The sequence below is a fragment of the Nonomuraea gerenzanensis genome (assembly GCF_020215645.1).
In the GTDB taxonomy this organism is placed as follows: domain Bacteria; phylum Actinomycetota; class Actinomycetes; order Streptosporangiales; family Streptosporangiaceae; genus Nonomuraea; species Nonomuraea gerenzanensis.
On sequence record NZ_CP084058.1, the window covers coordinates 11,489,011 to 11,506,747 of the forward strand.

General features: G+C 70.8%; 19 protein-coding genes. 12 read left to right on the plus strand and 7 right to left on the minus strand.

The features are described 5' to 3' along the window. The first annotated feature begins 76 nt into the window (after positions 1 to 76). A complete protein-coding gene (locus LCN96_RS53585) occupies positions 77 to 679 on the plus strand; it encodes an NADPH-dependent FMN reductase (protein WP_225270062.1) in 603 nt (200 codons plus the stop codon). After that, positions 676 to 2,169, plus strand: a complete 1,494-nt coding sequence (locus tag LCN96_RS53590) for an MFS transporter (protein ID WP_225270063.1) — start codon at positions 676 to 678, stop codon at positions 2,167 to 2,169. Before LCN96_RS53585 ends, LCN96_RS53590 begins: the two co-directional genes overlap by 4 nt. 314 nt (positions 2,170 to 2,483) lie before the next feature. Here the strand turns inward: LCN96_RS53590 and LCN96_RS53600 are convergent, their stop codons facing one another. The 3 genes from LCN96_RS53600 to LCN96_RS53610 form a co-directional block, all read right to left on the minus strand. After that, a complete protein-coding gene (locus LCN96_RS53600; RefSeq protein WP_225270064.1) occupies positions 2,484 to 2,846 on the minus strand; it encodes a VOC family protein in 363 nt (120 codons plus the stop codon). 243 nt (positions 2,847 to 3,089) lie between these two features. Beyond that, the gene (locus LCN96_RS53605; protein WP_225270065.1) at positions 3,090 to 3,770 is read right to left on the minus strand and encodes a response regulator; all 681 of its coding nucleotides are present in this window, start codon (positions 3,768 to 3,770) and stop codon (positions 3,090 to 3,092) included. A 37-nt stretch (positions 3,771 to 3,807) separates the two neighbouring features. Further along, positions 3,808 to 4,989 (minus strand): sensor histidine kinase, encoded by a 1,182-nt coding sequence (locus LCN96_RS53610; protein ID WP_225270066.1) that lies wholly within the window; start codon positions 4,987 to 4,989, stop codon positions 3,808 to 3,810. Positions 4,990 to 5,153: 164 nt separating this feature from the next. Here LCN96_RS53610 and LCN96_RS53615 point away from each other — a divergent pair, with 164 nt between their 5' ends. After that, positions 5,154 to 6,161 (plus strand): SDR family NAD(P)-dependent oxidoreductase, encoded by a 1,008-nt coding sequence (locus tag LCN96_RS53615; RefSeq protein ID WP_225270067.1) that lies wholly within the window; start codon positions 5,154 to 5,156, stop codon positions 6,159 to 6,161. A gap of 79 nt (positions 6,162 to 6,240) precedes the next feature. Here the strand turns inward: LCN96_RS53615 and LCN96_RS53620 are convergent, their stop codons facing one another. Then, complete coding sequence (locus LCN96_RS53620; protein WP_225270068.1) at positions 6,241 to 6,894, minus strand: TetR/AcrR family transcriptional regulator; 654 nt, start codon at positions 6,892 to 6,894, stop codon at positions 6,241 to 6,243. A 78-nt stretch (positions 6,895 to 6,972) separates the two neighbouring features. Here LCN96_RS53620 and LCN96_RS53625 point away from each other — a divergent pair, with 78 nt between their 5' ends. The 6 genes from LCN96_RS53625 (at position 6,973) to LCN96_RS53650 (ending at position 10,730) form a co-directional block, all read left to right on the plus strand. Continuing rightward, positions 6,973 to 7,674, plus strand: a complete 702-nt coding sequence (locus tag LCN96_RS53625; protein WP_225270069.1) for an NAD(P)-dependent oxidoreductase — start codon at positions 6,973 to 6,975, stop codon at positions 7,672 to 7,674. A gap of 58 nt (positions 7,675 to 7,732) precedes the next feature. Then, positions 7,733 to 8,122 carry a hypothetical protein gene (locus LCN96_RS53630; protein ID WP_225270070.1) on the plus strand — a complete coding sequence of 130 codons (390 nt, stop codon included), beginning with the start codon at positions 7,733 to 7,735 and terminating at the stop codon, positions 8,120 to 8,122. Between the two features lie 43 nt (positions 8,123 to 8,165). Continuing rightward, complete coding sequence (locus LCN96_RS53635; protein WP_225270071.1) at positions 8,166 to 8,528, plus strand: GntR family transcriptional regulator; 363 nt, start codon at positions 8,166 to 8,168, stop codon at positions 8,526 to 8,528. Positions 8,529 to 8,941: 413 nt separating this feature from the next. Next, the gene (locus LCN96_RS53640) at positions 8,942 to 9,232 is read left to right on the plus strand and encodes a PqqD family protein (protein ID WP_225270072.1); all 291 of its coding nucleotides are present in this window, start codon (positions 8,942 to 8,944) and stop codon (positions 9,230 to 9,232) included. A 21-nt stretch (positions 9,233 to 9,253) separates the two neighbouring features. Beyond that, complete coding sequence (locus tag LCN96_RS53645; RefSeq protein WP_225270073.1) at positions 9,254 to 9,928, plus strand: nucleoside/nucleotide kinase family protein; 675 nt, start codon at positions 9,254 to 9,256, stop codon at positions 9,926 to 9,928. A gap of 7 nt (positions 9,929 to 9,935) precedes the next feature. After that, the gene (locus LCN96_RS53650; RefSeq protein ID WP_225270074.1) at positions 9,936 to 10,730 is read left to right on the plus strand and encodes a CPBP family intramembrane glutamic endopeptidase; all 795 of its coding nucleotides are present in this window, start codon (positions 9,936 to 9,938) and stop codon (positions 10,728 to 10,730) included. A gap of 20 nt (positions 10,731 to 10,750) precedes the next feature. Here the strand turns inward: LCN96_RS53650 and LCN96_RS53655 are convergent, their stop codons facing one another. Beyond that, positions 10,751 to 11,299, minus strand: a complete 549-nt coding sequence (locus LCN96_RS53655) for a DUF6817 domain-containing protein (RefSeq protein WP_225270075.1) — start codon at positions 11,297 to 11,299, stop codon at positions 10,751 to 10,753. A gap of 11 nt (positions 11,300 to 11,310) precedes the next feature. After that, positions 11,311 to 12,120 (minus strand): hypothetical protein, encoded by an 810-nt coding sequence (locus LCN96_RS53660; RefSeq protein WP_225270076.1) that lies wholly within the window; start codon positions 12,118 to 12,120, stop codon positions 11,311 to 11,313. Between the two features lie 279 nt (positions 12,121 to 12,399). Here LCN96_RS53660 and LCN96_RS53665 point away from each other — a divergent pair, with 279 nt between their 5' ends. From LCN96_RS53665 to asnB, 3 genes are all read left to right on the plus strand, one after another. After that, positions 12,400 to 13,212 (plus strand): SDR family oxidoreductase, encoded by an 813-nt coding sequence (locus LCN96_RS53665; protein WP_225270077.1) that lies wholly within the window; start codon positions 12,400 to 12,402, stop codon positions 13,210 to 13,212. A gap of 26 nt (positions 13,213 to 13,238) precedes the next feature. After that, the gene (locus tag LCN96_RS53670; RefSeq protein ID WP_225270078.1) at positions 13,239 to 14,759 is read left to right on the plus strand and encodes an aldehyde dehydrogenase; all 1,521 of its coding nucleotides are present in this window, start codon (positions 13,239 to 13,241) and stop codon (positions 14,757 to 14,759) included. Between the two features lie 84 nt (positions 14,760 to 14,843). Then, the gene (gene asnB / locus LCN96_RS53675) at positions 14,844 to 16,640 is read left to right on the plus strand and encodes an asparagine synthase (glutamine-hydrolyzing) (RefSeq protein ID WP_225270079.1); all 1,797 of its coding nucleotides are present in this window, start codon (positions 14,844 to 14,846) and stop codon (positions 16,638 to 16,640) included. A 110-nt stretch (positions 16,641 to 16,750) separates the two neighbouring features. Here asnB and LCN96_RS53680 read toward each other — a convergent pair whose 3' ends face one another. Next, positions 16,751 to 17,614 carry a TauD/TfdA family dioxygenase gene (locus LCN96_RS53680; protein ID WP_225270080.1) on the minus strand — a complete coding sequence of 288 codons (864 nt, stop codon included), beginning with the start codon at positions 17,612 to 17,614 and terminating at the stop codon, positions 16,751 to 16,753. Positions 17,615 to 17,737: the final 123 nt, after the last annotated feature.

Sequence of the window (17,737 nt, forward strand, 5' to 3'; positions counted from 1 at the left end):
ACATTGAGCGTTTTACTTTTTGCCACGCTCGTTGTACTTTACCGGACGTCACGCTGAAGAGCACGAGGAGACAGCCATGATCAGGATCGCCATCGTCGTCGGCAGCACCCGTCCCCACCGCCGGACCGCGGTCACCGCCGCCTGGGTCGCCGAGGTCGCCGGCCGCCACCCCGCCGTCGCGGCCGGCGAGGCCGCCTTCGAGGTGGTGGACCTCGCCGGCTTCGGGCTGGAGGTGCTGGACGAGCCGGCGCCCGCCCTGTTCGGCGACTACCGGCACCCGCACACCAACCGCTGGGCGCGGACCGTCGCCTCCTTCGACGGGTTCGTGTTCGTCACGCCGGAGTACAACCACTCGGCGCCCGCCGCGCTGAAGAACGCGATCGACTTCCTGTTCGCCGAGTGGAACAACAAGGCCGCCGGTTTCGTCAGTCACGGCGTGCACGGCGGCGTGCGCGCGGTGGAGCACCTGCGCCAGGTCATGACCGAGGTGCAGGTGGCCAACGTACGCACGCAGGTGGCGCTGTCCGCGTTCACCGACTTCGAGATCACCGACCCGGCCCAGCCCGGCGTGATCACCCCCGGCCCGCACCAGGAGCCGACCCTGGTGGAGCTGCTGGACGAGGTCATCGCCTGGTCCGGGGCGCTGAGGACGCTGCGCCACCAGACGGCGGCGGCATGACGGGCCGCCACGCCGGGACACTGGCCGCGGTCCTGCTCGGCTTCCTGACACTGCCGATGCTGATGTCCGGCACCACCGTCGCCCTCCCCCTGATCGGCGCCGACCTCGGCGCCTCGGGAGCGGCCCTGCAGTGGGTGGTGGTGGGGTACTTCCTGGCGGCCGCCGCCATGATGCTGGTGGCAGGATCGCTCGGCGACCTGTACGGCCGGCGCCGGGTCTTCGCCGCCGGAGCCCTCCTCTACACCGCGGGCGCGCTGGCCGGCGCCCTCGCCGGTGACATCGCGACGCTGAACGTCGCCAGGATCCTGTCCGGCGTCGGCGCCGCCGGGGTGATGACCGGTGGCGGCGCCGTGCTCGGCGGCGCCTTCACCGGCCGCGCCCGCACCCGGGCGTACGCGGCGATGGGCACGACGGCCGGCGTCGGCATGGCCGTCGGCCCTAGCCTCGCCGGTTGGCTGGTGGGCGCGCTCGGCTGGCGGGCCGCCTTCGCCGTCTTCGCCGGGGCCGGCCTGCTCATGCTGGCGGGCGCCGCCGCCATGGCCGACTCGCGGGCGCAGGAGAGGCCGCGCATCGACGTGGCCGGCGCGCTGGCGCTGATCGGCGCGCTCGGGCTGACCATGTTCGGCGTCAACCAGGCCGCGGCGGCCGGGTGGGCCAGCGCCCTGGCCCTGGTGCCGCTGGCCGGAGGGCCGGCCATGCTGGTGGTGTTCGTGCTGGTCGAGCGCAGGGCCCGCCATCCGGTGCTGGATCTCGGGCTGCTGCGCGATCGCCGCTTCGTGGCGTGGACGCTGGCCGGCCTGGTCCTGGCCGCCGGGCCCGCGGGGGTGACCGCGTACCTGCCGACCTATCTGCAGGGCGCGGCCGGGGTCCCCGTGCAGGCCGCCGGGCTGATCATGCTGGGGCTCACCGCGCCGGTGCTGCTCCTTCCGCAGGTGGGCGGGCTGCTGATCAACCGCGGGGTGCCGGCCCGCGCGCTGGTCACCGTGAGCCTGCTGCTGATCGCGGCGGGCAACGCCTGGCTGACCACGCTGCGCCCCGATCTCGGCGCGGCGGGACTGCTCGGCCCGCTGGCGACGCTCGGGACCGGGATGGGCCTGATGATCGGGATCACCGACGCGCAGGCCGTGAACCAGGTCCCCCAGGACCGGATCGGCATGGCCACCGGGCTGCTCAACACCGTGCGCGCGGGCGGCGGCACGCTGGCCACCACCCTGTTCGGCACCGCCCTCGCCACCGGGCTGCACGCCCGCGCCGGCGATCCCGACCGTGCCGCGCGCATCCTCGCGGGCAGCCTCGCCGGGGCCGGGCGGGCCGTGGAGGCTTCGTGGCTCACCGGGGCCTGGCAGGTGGCGCTGTGGGGAGCGAGCGCGGTGTGCGCGGTGGCCGCGCCGGTCGTGTGGGCGCTGCTCGCACCGCCCCGCCCCGGGCGGCCCGCCGCGGCGGCGGTCGCCCCCGCGACGCCCCGGGCCCGGCCGCCGGCGCTGCCGTAGCCCCACCCGGCCTACCATCGACCGAGCCGATAGGGCTGGTCAGCGCCGTGACCCCGGCGACCGGCAACGCACTCGCCGTCGTCAGGTCGACGGTCGCGGGGACGACGGCCAGCTCGGCGGTGTCCACGGCGCGCAGCTCCGCCCATGCCTCCGACCAGCCGAAAGTGACCACGCGGGCACCGGCGGCAGAGCTACGCATGATCGCTCGCTTCGCCCTCCCGGACAGCGTTCTTCCGGGGCTGCTCGCAACTCCGGCGGCGGCTACCTCCGCCCGGCTTCGGTTGGATCAGCGACGCCCGTCAACGCCGGTGATGTCAGGTAGACGTCAGGCAGAAGGGGTGCCCGGCCGGATCCAGGAGTACCCGCCAGCGCCCGTCGCCGGGCTGATGGTCCGGTTTGGTCGCACCGAGTTCCACGGCCAGCTCTTCCACCGCATCGAGGTCGTCAGCGCGGAAATCCAGGTGGAGCTGTTGTGGCACGCCCTGACCCGGCCACTGCGGGGCCCGGTACCCGTCAACCCTCTGGAACCCCAGATCACAGCCGGAGCCGTCCGTCAAAGCGACGAACCCGTCCGAACTGAACAGCTCGCGCATCCCGGTCAGTGCACCGTAGAAGCCCGCCAGCGTCCGCGGGTCGGCACAGTCCAGAGTCACTCCTCGCAGTACAGCGCCTGGCATCAGTCGCCCCTTCGCGTCCGCGCGTCTGTCTCCGTGAGCCGCCGCTGCACGCGATCACCGGCCACAGCCACACCGTACTCGCCACGTCCACCGCTGAAATAGCGATACACGACCCGGGCCTGGCACCTCGCCGCCGCCACCATCACCCCGACGCGGCCGTGGCCGCCGAGCTGGAGGACGCGGCGGATGGTCAGCCGACCGGCCGTGGAGTACGAACGTGGTCAGCCGACCGGCCGCATCCGGCTAGGGAACGTGCTGCGCTTCCGGACGGCGTACGTCCGAGTGCCGCGCGGCCAGCACGGCGAGCCGGATCCGGTTGGCCGTGCCGGTCTTGCGCATGAGGCTCGCCACATACGTCTTGACCGTCGAGACCCCCAGGTGGAGCCGCTCGGCGATGTTCCGGTTGGACAGCCCTTCCCCCACCATGGCCAGCACGTCCCGCTCGCGCGGGCTCAACCCGGTCAGCCAGGGCAGCTCGGGGGCCGGGTCGGCTCGGGGCTCGCGCGCCCGTACCGCCTGCCGGACCAGCCGCTCCAGCACGGCCTGGCTGAAGGGCGGCTCGCCGGCAGTCGCGCGGCGCAACGCGGCGAGCAGTGCGGCGGGTGGCGAGTCCTTCACCAGGAAGCCGAACGCGCCCGCGGCCAGCGCCGGATACAGGTGATCATCGTCGTCGAACGTGGTCAGCGCCACGATCCGGCTCGACGGGCGGGCCGCCATGATCCGCTCGGTGGCGGTGATGCCGTCCATGCCCGGCATGCGCAGGTCCATGAGGATGACGTCGGGCAGCCGCTCGGCCGCCAGCCGTACCGCCTCCCGGCCGTCGCCCGCCTCGCCGACCACTTCGATCTCGGGATCCGACTCGCACAGCATGCGCAGGCCGACGCGGACGAGTTTCTGGTCATCGGCCAGCAGCACCCGGATCACGCCGCCACCTCCCGGTCGCCGGTCAGCAGCACCCGGATCACGCCGCCACCCCCGCGTCCGTATCCGGGAGCTGGGCGCTCACGGGCGGCAGCTCGGCGTACAGCCGCCAGCCCCGCCCCCACGGCCCCGCCTCGAACCGGCCGCCGAACAACCCGGCCCGCTCGGCCATCCCGGCCAGCCCGTGACCGTCGCCCGGGACGCGGCGGGCGTCCTGCCGCCGGCCGCCGTCGTCCACGATCTCCAGCTTGACCACGTCCCGCTCCACCCGCACCGTCATCCGCACGCCTGCCCGCTCGCCCGCGTGCTTGGCCGCGTTCGCCAGCCCCTCCTGCGCCAGCCGCAGCACGGTCACCGCGCGTACCGCGTCCAGCTCCGCCACCTCCGGGCCGATCGCGCACTCCACGACGAGCCCCGTGGCGCGCACCCGCGCCGCCGCCTCCCGCAGTGTCTGCGGCAGCGCCGCCTGGTCGACCAGCGAGAAGAACGGCCCGTCGCCCACCTGCGCGGGATCCCGCAGCACCGCGACCAGCCGCCGCAGGTCCGCCAGCGCCGCGCCGCCCGAGGTGTGCAGGTCGTCGAGCACCTGCGTGATCCGGGGGTCGGTGTCCGGCAGCACGTGCCGGGCCACGCCCACCCGCAGCACCATGGACGAGACGTGGTGCGCCACCAGGTCGTGCAGCTCGCGTGCGATGGCGGTGCGCTCGGCGGTGCGCGCGGCCAGGGTGCCGGCCGCCGCCCGTTCGCGTGCCTGGCGGGCGTTCTCGCGGGCGAGTCGCACGTACGCACCGATCAGCAGCGGCACGCCGAGCAGCACCGACAGGCGGTAGAGGGTCGGCGGCACCTCGGCCGCGGGCGCGGACACGGCGTGCAGGGTCAGGAAGAACGCCGCCACCCCCGCCCCGTACGCCACCCGCCGCCCGCGCACCCGCAACGCCAGCTCGAACAGCGCGACCGCCACCATCGCCTTCAGCGGGACGCCCACGTTCGTGCCGATCACGTCATCCGCGACGAGCAACCCCGACAGCGTGGCGGTCGCGGCCAGCGGCACGCGCGCGCTCGCCAGGCAGACGGCCAGCCCGCCGAGCGCCAGCGCCCAGTCGGCCGGCCGGTCCGGGCGGTGCAGCAGGTGCAGGTCGCCCAGCGCCAGGACCGACAGCCCCGCCAGGCGCACGAGCGCCGGCTGGTCGTCGAGGACGCGTCCCGTCCAGCGTGTGATCACGTCGACGATCGTAGGTGGCCGTCCGCCGGCGGCGGCTCCCCCAAGTGGCCTGTACGGCTCCTCCTTGTAGCCGGGCAGGCGAGCCGCCCGGCGGAAGCGGCGGCCCCGGCCCACCCGGGACAGTCGGTCACGACCATTTCGACTGACTTCGCAAGGGGGACAAAATGGAAGACGACAAGGTGCCGGTCGACAAGCTGCCAGGCGACAACGGGCGGGTCGACAACGGGCCTGAGCGGCCGGTCGGGGTGCGGCGCGGCCGGCGGGCCTTCTTCGGTCTCGCCGCCGCCGCGGCCGGTGCGGCGGGCCTGGCCGGTGCGGCGGTGATCCCGCCGTACCTGACCGGCACGCCGACGAGCGCGCCGCCCCCGGCCTCGCCGCGCGGCCGCTTCGCCGGCAAGGTCGTCCTGATCACCGGCGCCACCTCCGGCATCGGGGAGGCCACGGCCAGGGCGTTCGCCGCCGAGGGCGCGAAGGTGGGCTTCTGCGGGCGGCGTGCCGAGCTGGGCCGCCAGGTCGAGCAGGACATCCGCAAGTCAGGCGGCACCGCCCGGTACCAGCAGGCCGACGTCCGCGACCCCGACCAGTTGCGGCGCTTCGTGGACGAGACGGCCGCCGCGTTCGGACGGCTGGACGTCGCCTTCAACAACGCCGGCATCACCAGGACGGCGCCCCTGCACGAGATGACGCTCGACGACTGGGCCGACGTCCAGCACACCAACGCCAGAGGCGTCTTCCTGTCGATCAAGTACGAGGTGCCGCACATGCTGGAGAACGGCGGCGTCATCATCTGCACCGCCTCGGAGTCGCGACGCCCGGGTGGCGTGGCCTACACCTCCAGCAAGCAGGCGATCAAGGGCATCGTGGAGACCGCCGCCATGGACTACGGCCCCAAGGGCATCAGGATCAACGCCATCTCCCCCGGAACGACCGACACCGCGCTGGTGCGCCCGGCCTCCCTGCCGGACGCGATCTGGGAGGCGTTCAAGCGAGCCTGGGGTCCGTTGAACGCCCCCGGCACGCACCGGATGGCCACGCCGGAGGAGATCGCCGGCTCCGTGGTGTCCCTGGCAGGTGCCGAGTTCGCCTACATGGCCGGATCGACCGTCCTGGTCGGCGGCGGCCCGCTCGGGGGCGGCCCGATGAACATGCCGCCCGGCTTCCCCTCCAGGTGATCGCCTTGCAGGCTTCGGCTCACCGGACGGATGGCGCGCGGAGGGGTTCCGTCCTGTGCGAGGCCCCCGGACCGTGGCCTCAGCGGGCACCGGGGTGATCGGCGCCGCGGTGCAGCAGCTCCCGGGCCAGCGCCTCGGCCCACCAGCGCTCGACGCGATCGGGTGGCCAGCCGCGTTCGTCGGTGAGGGTGCGGTAGACGTCCACGTTGCACAGGCCGGCGTAGACGTCGACCGCCGTCGCCACGTCCAGGTCTTCACGCAACACACCGGCCGGCCACGCGGAGAACACCGCCAGCCGGGTCCGGTCGGCCTTGCGGCGGCCGTCGCGGTAGACCGCCGCCAGTTCGGGCTCGGCACGTCCGGCCTCGCGTAGCAGCATGATGACGTCTCCGGCACGCTCGTACAGGCGCCGGTCGAAGCCGGCCATCGCGGCCAGTTGCCGCTCGGGGTCGCCGCCCGCCGCCTCCAGCTCGGCCAGTTGGCAGGCCGGGTCGCCGGACAGATCGGCGGAGTCGGCGAGCGCCTGGGTGAGCCCGTTCTTGTTGCCGTACACGGCGTAGACCGTCGGCGCGGAGACGCCGGCCTCCCGCGCCACGTCCCGCACGGTGGTGGCGGCCCAGCCGCGGCTGACGAAGAGCCGGCGCGCGGCGTCGGCGATCTCGGCGCGCGTCCGCAGCGCTTGTGCCGTACGGCGCAGCGAGTCGTAGGTGCGCCGTTCCCCCTCTGCTCCCATGGCTTGCACCTTAGCCAGCCCGACGCTTTACACTGCTTCTATTGAATATAAGTGACGTAAATCGAGAGAGGCAGGCACGTGAAGCTTGTGATCTTCGGGGCCAACGGCCCGACCGGACGGCTCACCACCGCGCAGGCACTCGCCGAGGGCCATTTCGTCACCGCGGTCACCCGGCACCCCGAGACGTTCCCCTTGAGTGGTGCGGCGCTGCGGGTCGCCCGGGCGGACGCGCTCGACCCCGAGGCGGTGGACCGGGTGGTGGCCGGGCATGACGCCGTGATCTCGACCCTCGGCGTGCCCTACGGCTCCGAGGCGCCCACCACGTTCTCCGAGTCCGCCGAGCACATCGTCGCGGCCATGACCGCGCACGGCATCCGGCGCCTGGTGTGCGTGACCTCGACCGGCGTGCCGATGAAGCCCCCGCCAGGGGAGACCCTCCTCTACCGCAAGGTGGTCGTGCCGATGCTGCTGAAGATGGGACGCCCCCTGTACGAGGACGCCGGCCGCATGGAGGAGATCGTGGCCGGCAGCGGCCTGGACTGGACCGTCATCCGCCCCTCGGGGTTGTTCGACGGCGACCGGGTCACCCGCTACACCGTCGGCGCGCCGCAGATGGTGGGCCGGTTCACCTCTCGGCGCGACCTGGCGGACGCGCTCATCCGGGAGGCCGTCGAGGGGCGCAACCTCCGTTCCGTCGTTGAGGTCATCACCACCGAGGGCACGCCGAGCGTCTACCGCGTGTTCCTGAAGGAGGCGCTGCGCATCGGCGGGGCGCACTAGGTCCACGGCCAGCTGTCGCCGGCCTCGCAACGATCCCCGCCACGCCGCCCAAGGACGGGTGCGCCACCTGGTTCTTGCCGCCCTTGGCCCGCTGCTGCTGCTCGTCGTCCCCATGGCGCTGGTCGCGCTCATCGGCGAACGGCTGCCCGAGCAGGTGACCGTGCAGGGCTGGGCCTTCGCCACCCAGATCGACCTCACCTGGCGGGAGTGGTCGGCGCAGCCGGTGTTCGGGGTGATGGTGTGGGCGGAGGCGCTGCTGATCGTCGCGTTCCAGTCCTACTGGCATGTGCCGTCGGGCGACCGCGCGCCCGAGGGCCGGTACAAGTTGGACGACGGCAGCTGGGACGGGGTGTGGTCCACGGCAAGGGGCCGGTGCTGGCGTTGTGGCTGGCCGATGGTCGCCGGCTGGTCTATTCGACGCCGGAGGCGGACACCGGGACCGCGCTGATCAACGGCTGGCTCGACCGGATCAGGCAGCCGAAGGCCGACTGATGCTGATCACGGTGGACTTCGCCGCCGCCCGGCCGCTGTCGGAGCAGGTCGCCGACGCGGTGCGGGCCGCACTGGCCAGCGGGACGGTCAAGCCTGGAGACCGACCGCCGTCGGCCCGCAACGTGGCCTCCTCCCTGGGGATCAACCTGCACACGGTGCTGCGGGGCTATCAGCAGCTGAGCGATGAGGGGCTGGTCGAGCTGCGACGCGGCCGCACCGCGGTCATCACGGGCACGACCGACCGGCTGCGGCTGTGCCTGGAGAGCGCGGCGCGGGAGTCCGCCACAGCGGCACGCCAGGCCGGAGCCTCGGACGAGGAGGCCCTCGCCGCTGTTCAGCAGGCACTGCGCGGCACCATCTGATCGACGGACCGCGAGCCGGGGCTCCGCCATCCGGCAGCGGCTGACGAGTGATGCGGTGACGGCGGGCATTTCTGCAGCCGCGCGATGCGCGTCAAGAAAGCGAGCTGCCGGCCACCCCCGGCCGCTCTGCGCTGACCGGGCCGCACGTCCGAATGGAACGTGACAAGCATCTTGACAGCGCTATCCCTGCAGCCGATCCGTCTGCTGCCCACCCTTTCTGAGCTGGCCATTCACTGAGCGTCTCCAATGGTGACAGCGCCGTTCACGCACTATCGGCATCCGGCGCCGCGACCGCGGGTCAGACGCCACTCAGGATTCACCCACAAACATCAACCAAGCCACTGCAAATTTGACAGAACGTGGTATAGCATCCAATCGTTACAAGAGAGCCCAGCGAGACGGGAGTTCCAACGTTGTCTGGTGAGGTCCTTGACACCGCTGCTCGTCCGCGCCGTCAAGACGGAACGCGCGTCCGTCGCGTCGGCGGCCGAGTAGTACTCATCCTTGAATCCGGCGGACTGGAGCTCAATCAGACCGCGGAATCGGTCTGGATGCTGTGTACGGGCACCGCCTCCGTGGCCGACATCATCACCCAGATAACCGAGGAATACGACGCCGACGAGGAAGACATCCGTGCGGACGTGGTAGAACTCCTCGAAGAGCTGGAAAGCCTCGGCGCCCTAGAGATCGTCGCGCCCGCGTAGCCGAGACCGGTCGCGACCTCGATGGATTCCATCAGCAACGGCTTCCTCGCAGTTCTGCTCGGCCCTGACGGCGCCGGCAAGACCACGCTCACCACGCGGATGAAATCGCTCGCCCCGGAATGGCGATTCACGTCGTTGCAGCCGGAGGACCTGTATCCCATCGAGCAGCTGGAATGCTACAACTGGGCATTGCAGACGCACCCGCGCGAATATGTTCAGCATATGGCGCCCATGGTGCGGACGTCCTACTTCCTGCATATCATCGCGCTTGAGTGGGAATACCATATCCGCCCCGCCCTGGCCGAGAACCGCATCGTCCTGAGCGATTCTTACTGGTACCGGCCGGCGGCCAAGGAATTCATTCACAACCCGTCCAGCGGCTCCATCATGGACGGGCTCGCGGACCTGCTGCCGGAGCCGGATCTGATCGTCTGGCTCGATGTCCCGCTGGAAGAGGCGTGGCGGCGCAACGGCCCGCCCACCGTGTTCGAGGTGGCCGGCGACGACACGACCTATCCCGCGTTCGCGGACTTCCAGCAGCAGGTTCTGGACGACCTGCACGACCAAGTCAAAGGCATTCCACAGATGGTCCTGGACGGGACGATGGCCGCCGACGAGCTCGCCAGATCCGCGGTCGACGGCATCCGCACGATCGCGCGCAGCCGCGGCACTCGTGCGGCGGACAACCGGAAATGAGGCGGTAGTGCCTCCACGCCTCGCTCGGGTCTACCCGCCGCCACGCACGACATCCGCACCTCCTCCCATCTTCACGACGCGCACCGTCGCGCTGCCGGCGGCCGTGACACTCGGGGCGATCGTCTTCTGGGTGGCGCAGGCGCCCGCGGTGGCCACGGTGCTGGCCGCCGTGGCGACCGTCTGGGCCATGCAGTTGATCGCACCCGCCGTCCGGCGGCGAAGTCTGTCGATGGACGGCTGGGCGTCGGAGATCCTCTTCGCCTCGCCGTTCGTCCTGTTCTTCCTGCCCTACGTGGCCTGGACCGTGGTCGCCCGCCCGCCGTTGACCTGGGACTGGGTCGGCGCCGCCCTCGCCGTCGCCACCGCAGTGGCGGTGTACGCCAGCAACTGGCGGCAGCTGCGCGTCGGCTTCGACCGGGAGTTCCTCGAGATCATGCCGCCGCTGCACCTCACCACGGCGGTGCTGCGCAGCTACCAGTTGCAGGCCGCGGCGATCGGGCAGGAGCTGTTCTACCGGGGGGTGGTCTTCGAGTTCCTCAGGCCGGGCATCGGGTGGGCGGTGATCGTCGTCTCGACCGTGCTGTTCGTCGTGGAGCACCTGGGCAACCGCTGGGCCGGCGCGGTGCTCGACCGCGCCTACGTCGTCCGGATCACCGTGCTGTCCACGGCCCTGGCCACGATCATGTTCATGACGGGATCGTTGTGGGCGGCCCTGCTCGGGCACGTGGTCTACAACCTCTTCCCGGTGGCGCAGGTCGCCTGGCGCTACCACGTCAACCCCCACCGCCGCGGTGAGGCGTGATGCGGCGGTCACGGCGCGGCTCAGGCGGCGAAGTCGACCCCGAGGATCTCGGTCGCCGCCTGCTTCGGCTGCGGGCCGACCAGGTCGGCCGTCAGGAGGAACAGGTAGGAGACCGCCGACCAGTCGCCGTCCGTGCCGGCTCCCGCCGCTTCGAGGGCGTTCGCCCAGGTCAGGAGCGTGAACGTGGCCAGCTCGGCCGCGCCGACCACCCACTCCCTGCCGGTGAAGCGATCGCGCCAGGTCACGTCGGCACCGTTGCCGAGCTGGGGATAGACGAACTTGCGGTCGCAACAGCCGTACAGATGGACGGCCGACTCCGCGGCCTCGCCGATGAGCGCGCTCAGCTTCGGCCGGTCCGCCAGCTCGACCAGCGGCGCGACGAGACCGTCGGTCCCGTACACGGCGTGGCACAGGCCGGCGATGGCGACATCGTCCGAGCAGCCCCAGCTACGCAGCAGTTGCTCGGTCCCGGCCAGGTGGTCCAGCAAGGAGCGATGATGCAGCTTGATCCGCGCGGTGCCCCGTTCCTCCAGGAACTGCACGACGGCGTTTCGATCGATATTGGTCACTGCCCGACGCCTCAGATCGCCTTCAGAATGATTTCGTCACCGAACTGCAGACACCGCTGGGTCAGGGCCAAGATGTCTCCCTGGATCGGCCCGCCGATGGCTTCGCAGTCAAGGAAGTGGTCAGCGAGAGAAGTGTCGTCCGCCAGCAGCCGCCTGAGCTTCTTCCACCGCCATTTGTCGACCCGGGTGTTGGTCTCGCCGTTCGCGGCGAGATACATGTCGACGGCGGCTTCCACCCGCTGTCTGGCGACAAAGTACGCGGAGATGACGTCGCCTTCGTCGAGAAGCCCCTGAGCGTCGTCGAACAGGCCGTCGGCGCGGTTCTGGTAGAAACGCATCAGGTACTGGCGGAACTTCATGAAGTCCACGCCCCGCTGAATCTCGTCGAACCGTTCGGTGTTCGCCAGCGGCACCCCGATGCTCAGCCGGTGCACGAACTCCCGGAAGTTGTCGCTCCACGCCGTGGGGTAATCGGTCTCGCCGTTGAATGCCGTGAGGAAGCCATTTAGCGTGTCCAGCAGCTCGACCGGGACCACGGTGAGGTCTATCTTGGTGCGGCCCGGCGTGAGCGTCATGTACATCGGCGGCATGTCCGGGCCTGTCACCTGCGGTACGCCACTGGTGCGGCCCTGGTCCGGGCTGATGAGATAAAGGTCCAGGTCGGAGCGCGAATTAGCGAATCCCTCGACCCACGAACCACTCCAGAAGAACGTCTCGTCGCCATTGAGGCGCACATCTTCGACCAGTTCGGCCACGCTACTGCCGCAGCGTTCCTTGAGGAGGCCGTCGAGGAGGTCGGGGGTCGCTCGTTCCGCATTCATGGTGCGTCCTCGCTCTTACAGAAAGCCATCGCCCCCACTCGCCCAGGGGGCAGCAGTACGGGGAGCAGTGTCGCAGTTGTGACAAATGTTAGTCAAGGCACCCTCCGTAACCCCCACCGCCTCCTCGGTCACGACAGGTCACACCTTTTTGTCAACATAAGTCTGGTCATTCTGATCACACAGATATATGGTCTCTGCCAAGTGCGCCGCACTGGGCAGCAAGCCCATTCCGCAGCGGTTCAGAGAGGATCGCGAACCGAAGACGAGAGGAACTGGCGCGTGTCGGATTCAAGTCTCGACTTCCATGGGCCGCTCGCCCTGAGCGGCAAGACCTTCATCGTCACCGGCGGCGGGTCCGGCATCGGTCTGTGCACGGTCGAGCACTTACTCGCGGCGGGCTCCTCGGTCGTGGCGGTGGACGTCAACACCGACGCGGTCAAGAGCGTCGACGGAGACGTGACGGTGGTGTGCGGCGACGTGTCGCTGCCGGAGGTCGCCGCGGAGGCCTTCGAGCTGGCCATGGTCAGCGGGCGGCTCGACGGCGTGGTGTTCGCGGCCGGCACGTCCTCGACCGGTTCGATGGCCGAGCTCAGCCTGGAGGTCTTCGGCCAGGACCTGGCCCGCAACCTGAGCGTGCATCTGCCGCTCTCGCAGGCCGTGCTGCGGCACCGGACCGCGCACCGGACCGACACCCAGTGCTCGCTGGTGTACGTGGCCTCCAAGCACGCGGTGGCGCCCAGCTCGGGCTTCGGCGGCTACCCGGTGGCCAAGGGCGCGGTGCTCCAGCTGGCCCGGCTCTTCGCGCTCGAAGGGGCCAGGCTGGGCATCCGGGCGAACACCATCAATCCCGGCGCGGTCTTCGACGGCTCGAAGTTCTGGGAGGAGACCCTGTCGGCGGAGAAGGCCCAGTCACACGGGATCAGCGTGGACGAGCTGCCCGACTTCTACGCCAGGCGCACCCTCCTGGGCGTGCGCGTGACCCCGGCGGACGTCGCCAACGCGATCATGTTTCTGCTGTCCCCGCTCAGCCGAGCCACCACCGGCGCGATCATCGGTGTCGATGGAGGGCTGCCGGTCAGCTTCGCGCGGTAGGCGACCAGGAAGTGAGCACACCCCAGATGAGCGCGACCGACGCGGCGGCCGAGCCCCGCACCCCGGCGGACCTGGAGCAGTACCGGATGCTGGTGGACGGGGTCTGGCGCGACGCCGCAGGGAAGGCGACGTTCGACTCCGTCAACCCGTTCACCTCGCAGCCCTGGGCTCGCGTGCCCGCCGCGAGCGAGCAGGACATCGACGACGCCGTGCAAGCCGCGCGCCGGGCCTTCGAGACCGGCCCGTGGGCCGACTCCAGCCCGCTCCAGCGAGCCGCTCTGCTGCGCAGGCTCGGCGACCTCATCGGTGACAACGCCGACGAGCTCGCCCGGGTGCAGGTGCTGGAGAACGGAAGGCTGGTCCGCGAGGTCGGCGGACGAGCCAAGTCCCTGGCCAACCACGCCTACTTCTTCGCGGGCGTCGCCGAGAGCCCCACCGGGGAGACGCTCGCCGGCAGCGTGCCCAACATGCAGATCTTCACGGTCCGCGAGCCCATCGGCGTGGTCGCCGCCATCACGCCCTGGAACAGCCCGCTGACGCTCCTGCTCTGGAAGCTGTGCCCGGCGCTGGCCGCCGGCAACACCGTGGTGATCAAACCCTCCGAGATCACCCCCGTCTCGACGCTCGTCCTGGCCAGGCTGCTCTGCGAGGCCGGCTTCCCCGACGGTGTCGTCAACGTGGTCACCGGAGCCGGCGACGCCGGGGCGGCCCTGGCCGCGCACCCCGGGGTGGACAAGATCGCCTTCACCGGGTCCACCGAGGTCGGGAAGAAGATCGCCGGCACCGCCGCGGAGCGCCTCGCCCGCGTCTCGCTCGAACTCGGGGGCAAGTCGCCCAACCTCGTCTTCCCCGACGCCGATCTGAGCAGCGCGGTGAACGGCGTCGTCGGAGGCGTCTTCGCGGCCACCGGGCAGCTGTGCATGGCCGGCTCCCGGGTCCTGGTGCACACCGACGTCTACGACGAGTTCTGTGCCGCGCTGGTGGCCAGGACGGAGCGGATCAGGATCGGCGACCCCATGGATCCCGCCACCGAGATGGGCACCATGGCCTGCCGCGCCCAGTACGACAAGGTCCTGCACTACATCGACGTGGCCAAGCAGGACGGGGCACGGCTGGCCACCGGCGGCGACCGCCCTGACGACCCGGCGCTCGCCCGCGGCCTCTTCATCCGCCCGACGGTCTTCACGCACGTCGACAACCGCATGCGCATCGCCCGCGAGGAGGTCTTCGGGCCGGTCGCGGTCGCCATCCGCTTCTCCGACGAGGACGAGGCCGTCGCCATCGCCAACGACACCCGCTTCGGCCTGGCGGCCGGTGTCTGGACCAGGGACCTCGCCAGGGCGCACCGGATGGTCCGGCGCCTGCGGGCCGGCACCGTGTGGGTCAACAACTACCGCAGGACCAACCACGTCGCGCCCTTCGGGGGGTTCAAGGAGAGCGGCATCGGCCGCGAGAACGGCTTCCACGCGATCGAGGAGTACACCGAGCTGAAGACCGTCTGGATCGACACCGGAAACCGCATCACCGATCCGTTCAGCAAGACCTGACGCCGCCCGGGCGGTTTCCCGGCAGCCGGCGCAATCAATCCGAACTACACCGCAAGGGTCACAGCAACGCGTTTGGGGGCAGCAGTGTGCGGGATCGCAGGAGTCGTCAGCTGGGGCCGGGACACCGCTGATCTCCGGACGGTCGAACGCCTGCTGACCGCCTTCGAGCACCGCGGGCCCGACAGCCGGGGCGCCGTGTCCAGCGGGCCCGCCGCCCTCGGCGCTGTTCGCCTGTCGCTCGTGGACGTCGCCGGATCGGACCAGCCGATCTCCTGCCGGGCGGCCGACGTGCATCTCGTCTTCAACGGCGAGATCTACAACCACGCACGGCTCAGGAAGGACCTGGAGAGCGCCGGGCACCGCTTCCTGACCGACGGGGACGGGGAGGTGATCCTGGCGTCCTACCTGCGCGACCCCGGGAACTTCACCCAGCGGCTGGACGGCATGTACGCCTTCGCGATCTGGGACGCCCGCCGGGAGACTCTCACAGTCGGCCGCGACCGGATGGGGATCAAGCCGCTCTACCTGTACGCGGCTCAGGACCGGCTCGTCTTCTCCTCCGAGCTGCGCTCACTCGTGACGGATCCGCACGTCCCCGTCGAGGTGAGCCGGGACGCCGCCGCGGACTACTTCACCGTCCGGTTCTCACCACCGGCATGCAGCCCGTTGACGCACGTACGCAAGATCGAGCCGGGCACCACGGTCGTCTTCGACCGGCGGCACCCGTCAGGTCTGGTCCGCGAATCCCGCCGGCTCCGGTTCCCCGCCTTCTCCGCAGAGCAGGAGCTCCACGGTTCCCTGGCCGTGGCGCTGCGGGAATCGGTGTCGACGACGCTCCCGCCGGACGCGCCGGCCGCCGCCTTCCTCAGCGGCGGGCTCGACTCGGCGACCGTCTCCGCCCTGGCAGCGCAGCAGAGGGGCACGCTCGACGTCTTCAGCGTCGGGTACGCCGCGAACACCTGGCAGGACGAGACCGCCTACGCCGGCGAGATCGCCCGGCACCTCGGCGCCCGGCACGACCTCACGCACCTCACGGAGTCGAACGTGCAGGAGACCTTCCTGGCGACGCTCCGATCGCTGGACGAGCCGATCTACACCCCTGTGTGTCTCAGCACCCATGCCGTCAGCGCACTGGCGGCCCGAGAGCACAAGGCGGTGCTGGCAGGGGACGGCTCGGACGAGCTGCTGATGGGCTACGCGCACATGCACGAGGCGCACCAGGCCGCGCTTCGCGGCGAGCCCTGGCGCGATCAGTACTGGAACGCACTCGGGTGGTGGACCGACGACGACCGCCGGCGGGTCCTGGACGACGACATGCTCAAGCGGTGCGCCCCCGACGTCTCCCAGGAACGGTTCGGATTCGCCGGGCTCGCGGCCGGTGGGGCCGATGCGGCCGAGGTGATCCGCTGGTTCGAGGTCACGGCCAAGCTGCCCGAGTACCACCTGCCGCGGGTGGATCGGCTGTCCATGGCGCATGGGCTGGAGGTGCGCGTGCCCTTCCTCCGCGACGGCGTGGTGGACTGGGCGCTCGCGCGGCCCGCGCGCTCGCTGATGACGGGCCGCCCCAAGGAGGCGCTCCGGTCCGTGGCTCGCGGGCTCGTGCCCGCGAGCATCGTGGACCGTCCGAAGCAGAAGTTCTCCGCTCCCGCGTCGGCCTGGCTCGCCGGCCCGCTGCGCGACCTGACGCTCGATCTCCTCCACGAGGGTGCCGGCGCCGAGGAGCTCGGGCTGGAGGCCGCCGGGCTGGCCCGGCTCGCCGGCGACTTCCACCGTGACCCGTCGGCGAACACCAGGACCGTCTGGGGAATCGTGGTGCTCCTCGGCTGGTACCGGGCGCTCCAGGAGCACCTCCGCCAGGCCCGCGGTGCCGCCGCACCGTGAGGGCGCGGAAAGGCCGCTCATACGGGTGCGGGAAAGGCGACTCGTGCGGGGGGCAGAGAAAAAGCGACGCCCGGCGGCCCTGCATAAGGGGCGCCGGCCGGCACGCGGGGTCAGATGATTCGCCAGGACGAATTGTTGAGCGAATAGCCCTTCATTCGCCGGAGCCGCCGTTCGCCGGGGCCGAGCGCCGTCCTGGCGTGCAGCGCCCGGCGATTGTCGACGATGATGAGGTCGTCCGTCTCCAGTCGCACCTGCGCCGCGCACGATTCGGGCTCGGCGACCACCTGGTTGAGCACGGAAAGCGCGTGCCGATGGGCCTCGTCGAGCTCGAACCGCTCTGTCAGCTTCGTCAGAATGTCGCCGCGGTAGCGGATGCACCATTCGTCGCCGTCCGCGACCAGGATGGGCACCAGCTGAATTCCGTGACCGAACAGCGGGTCGCGCAGATAGAACGGATAAACCTGGTCGCCGAGTGCCGCCAGCGCGTCGGCGCCACCTATGGCGCGTACCCGATCCGCCACGTCCGCCGCGCGCACAATGATGGACTCGCCGCCCGAGTCGCTGTTTCGCACGCACGCCAGGGCGAGCACGTCATGGGGGACGGAGAAGAATGTGGAATCGGTGTGCAGCGGAAACTCGGCGCTGGTGCCCGACACGTCGTCCGAGCGCGACGAGCTCGGCGAGATGTCGAAGAAGAGGGTATCGCCGTTGCCCGGAGCCGAGGGGACGGCGATGAGGCCGAGAAAGGCGACGAGCTCGGCGTCCTCGCTACACGGGACGTTCTTGACCAGGGCGAAGCCGTCCTCGCGCATCCTGCGCCGCACTTCCAGCCCGATGGACCGGAGCGACTCGGACTGTCCGGCCCGATCGCGCAGGGCTTCTATGGACGGGCCATCCAGTGACCACCCCACCACGACCGACGCCACTTCAGCGAGTTCGCGCCGGTCGGCTTCACTGAGGCAGATCTCACTCAAGATGCTTCCCTCACGAGTGGACACTGAATGGACCGCCTGTTCTTTCTTTAACGACATACCTGTCGGGAACTTAGTCGATGATCACAGCACCCAGGAGGTCGATGTGACGCACGACGGGCTTCA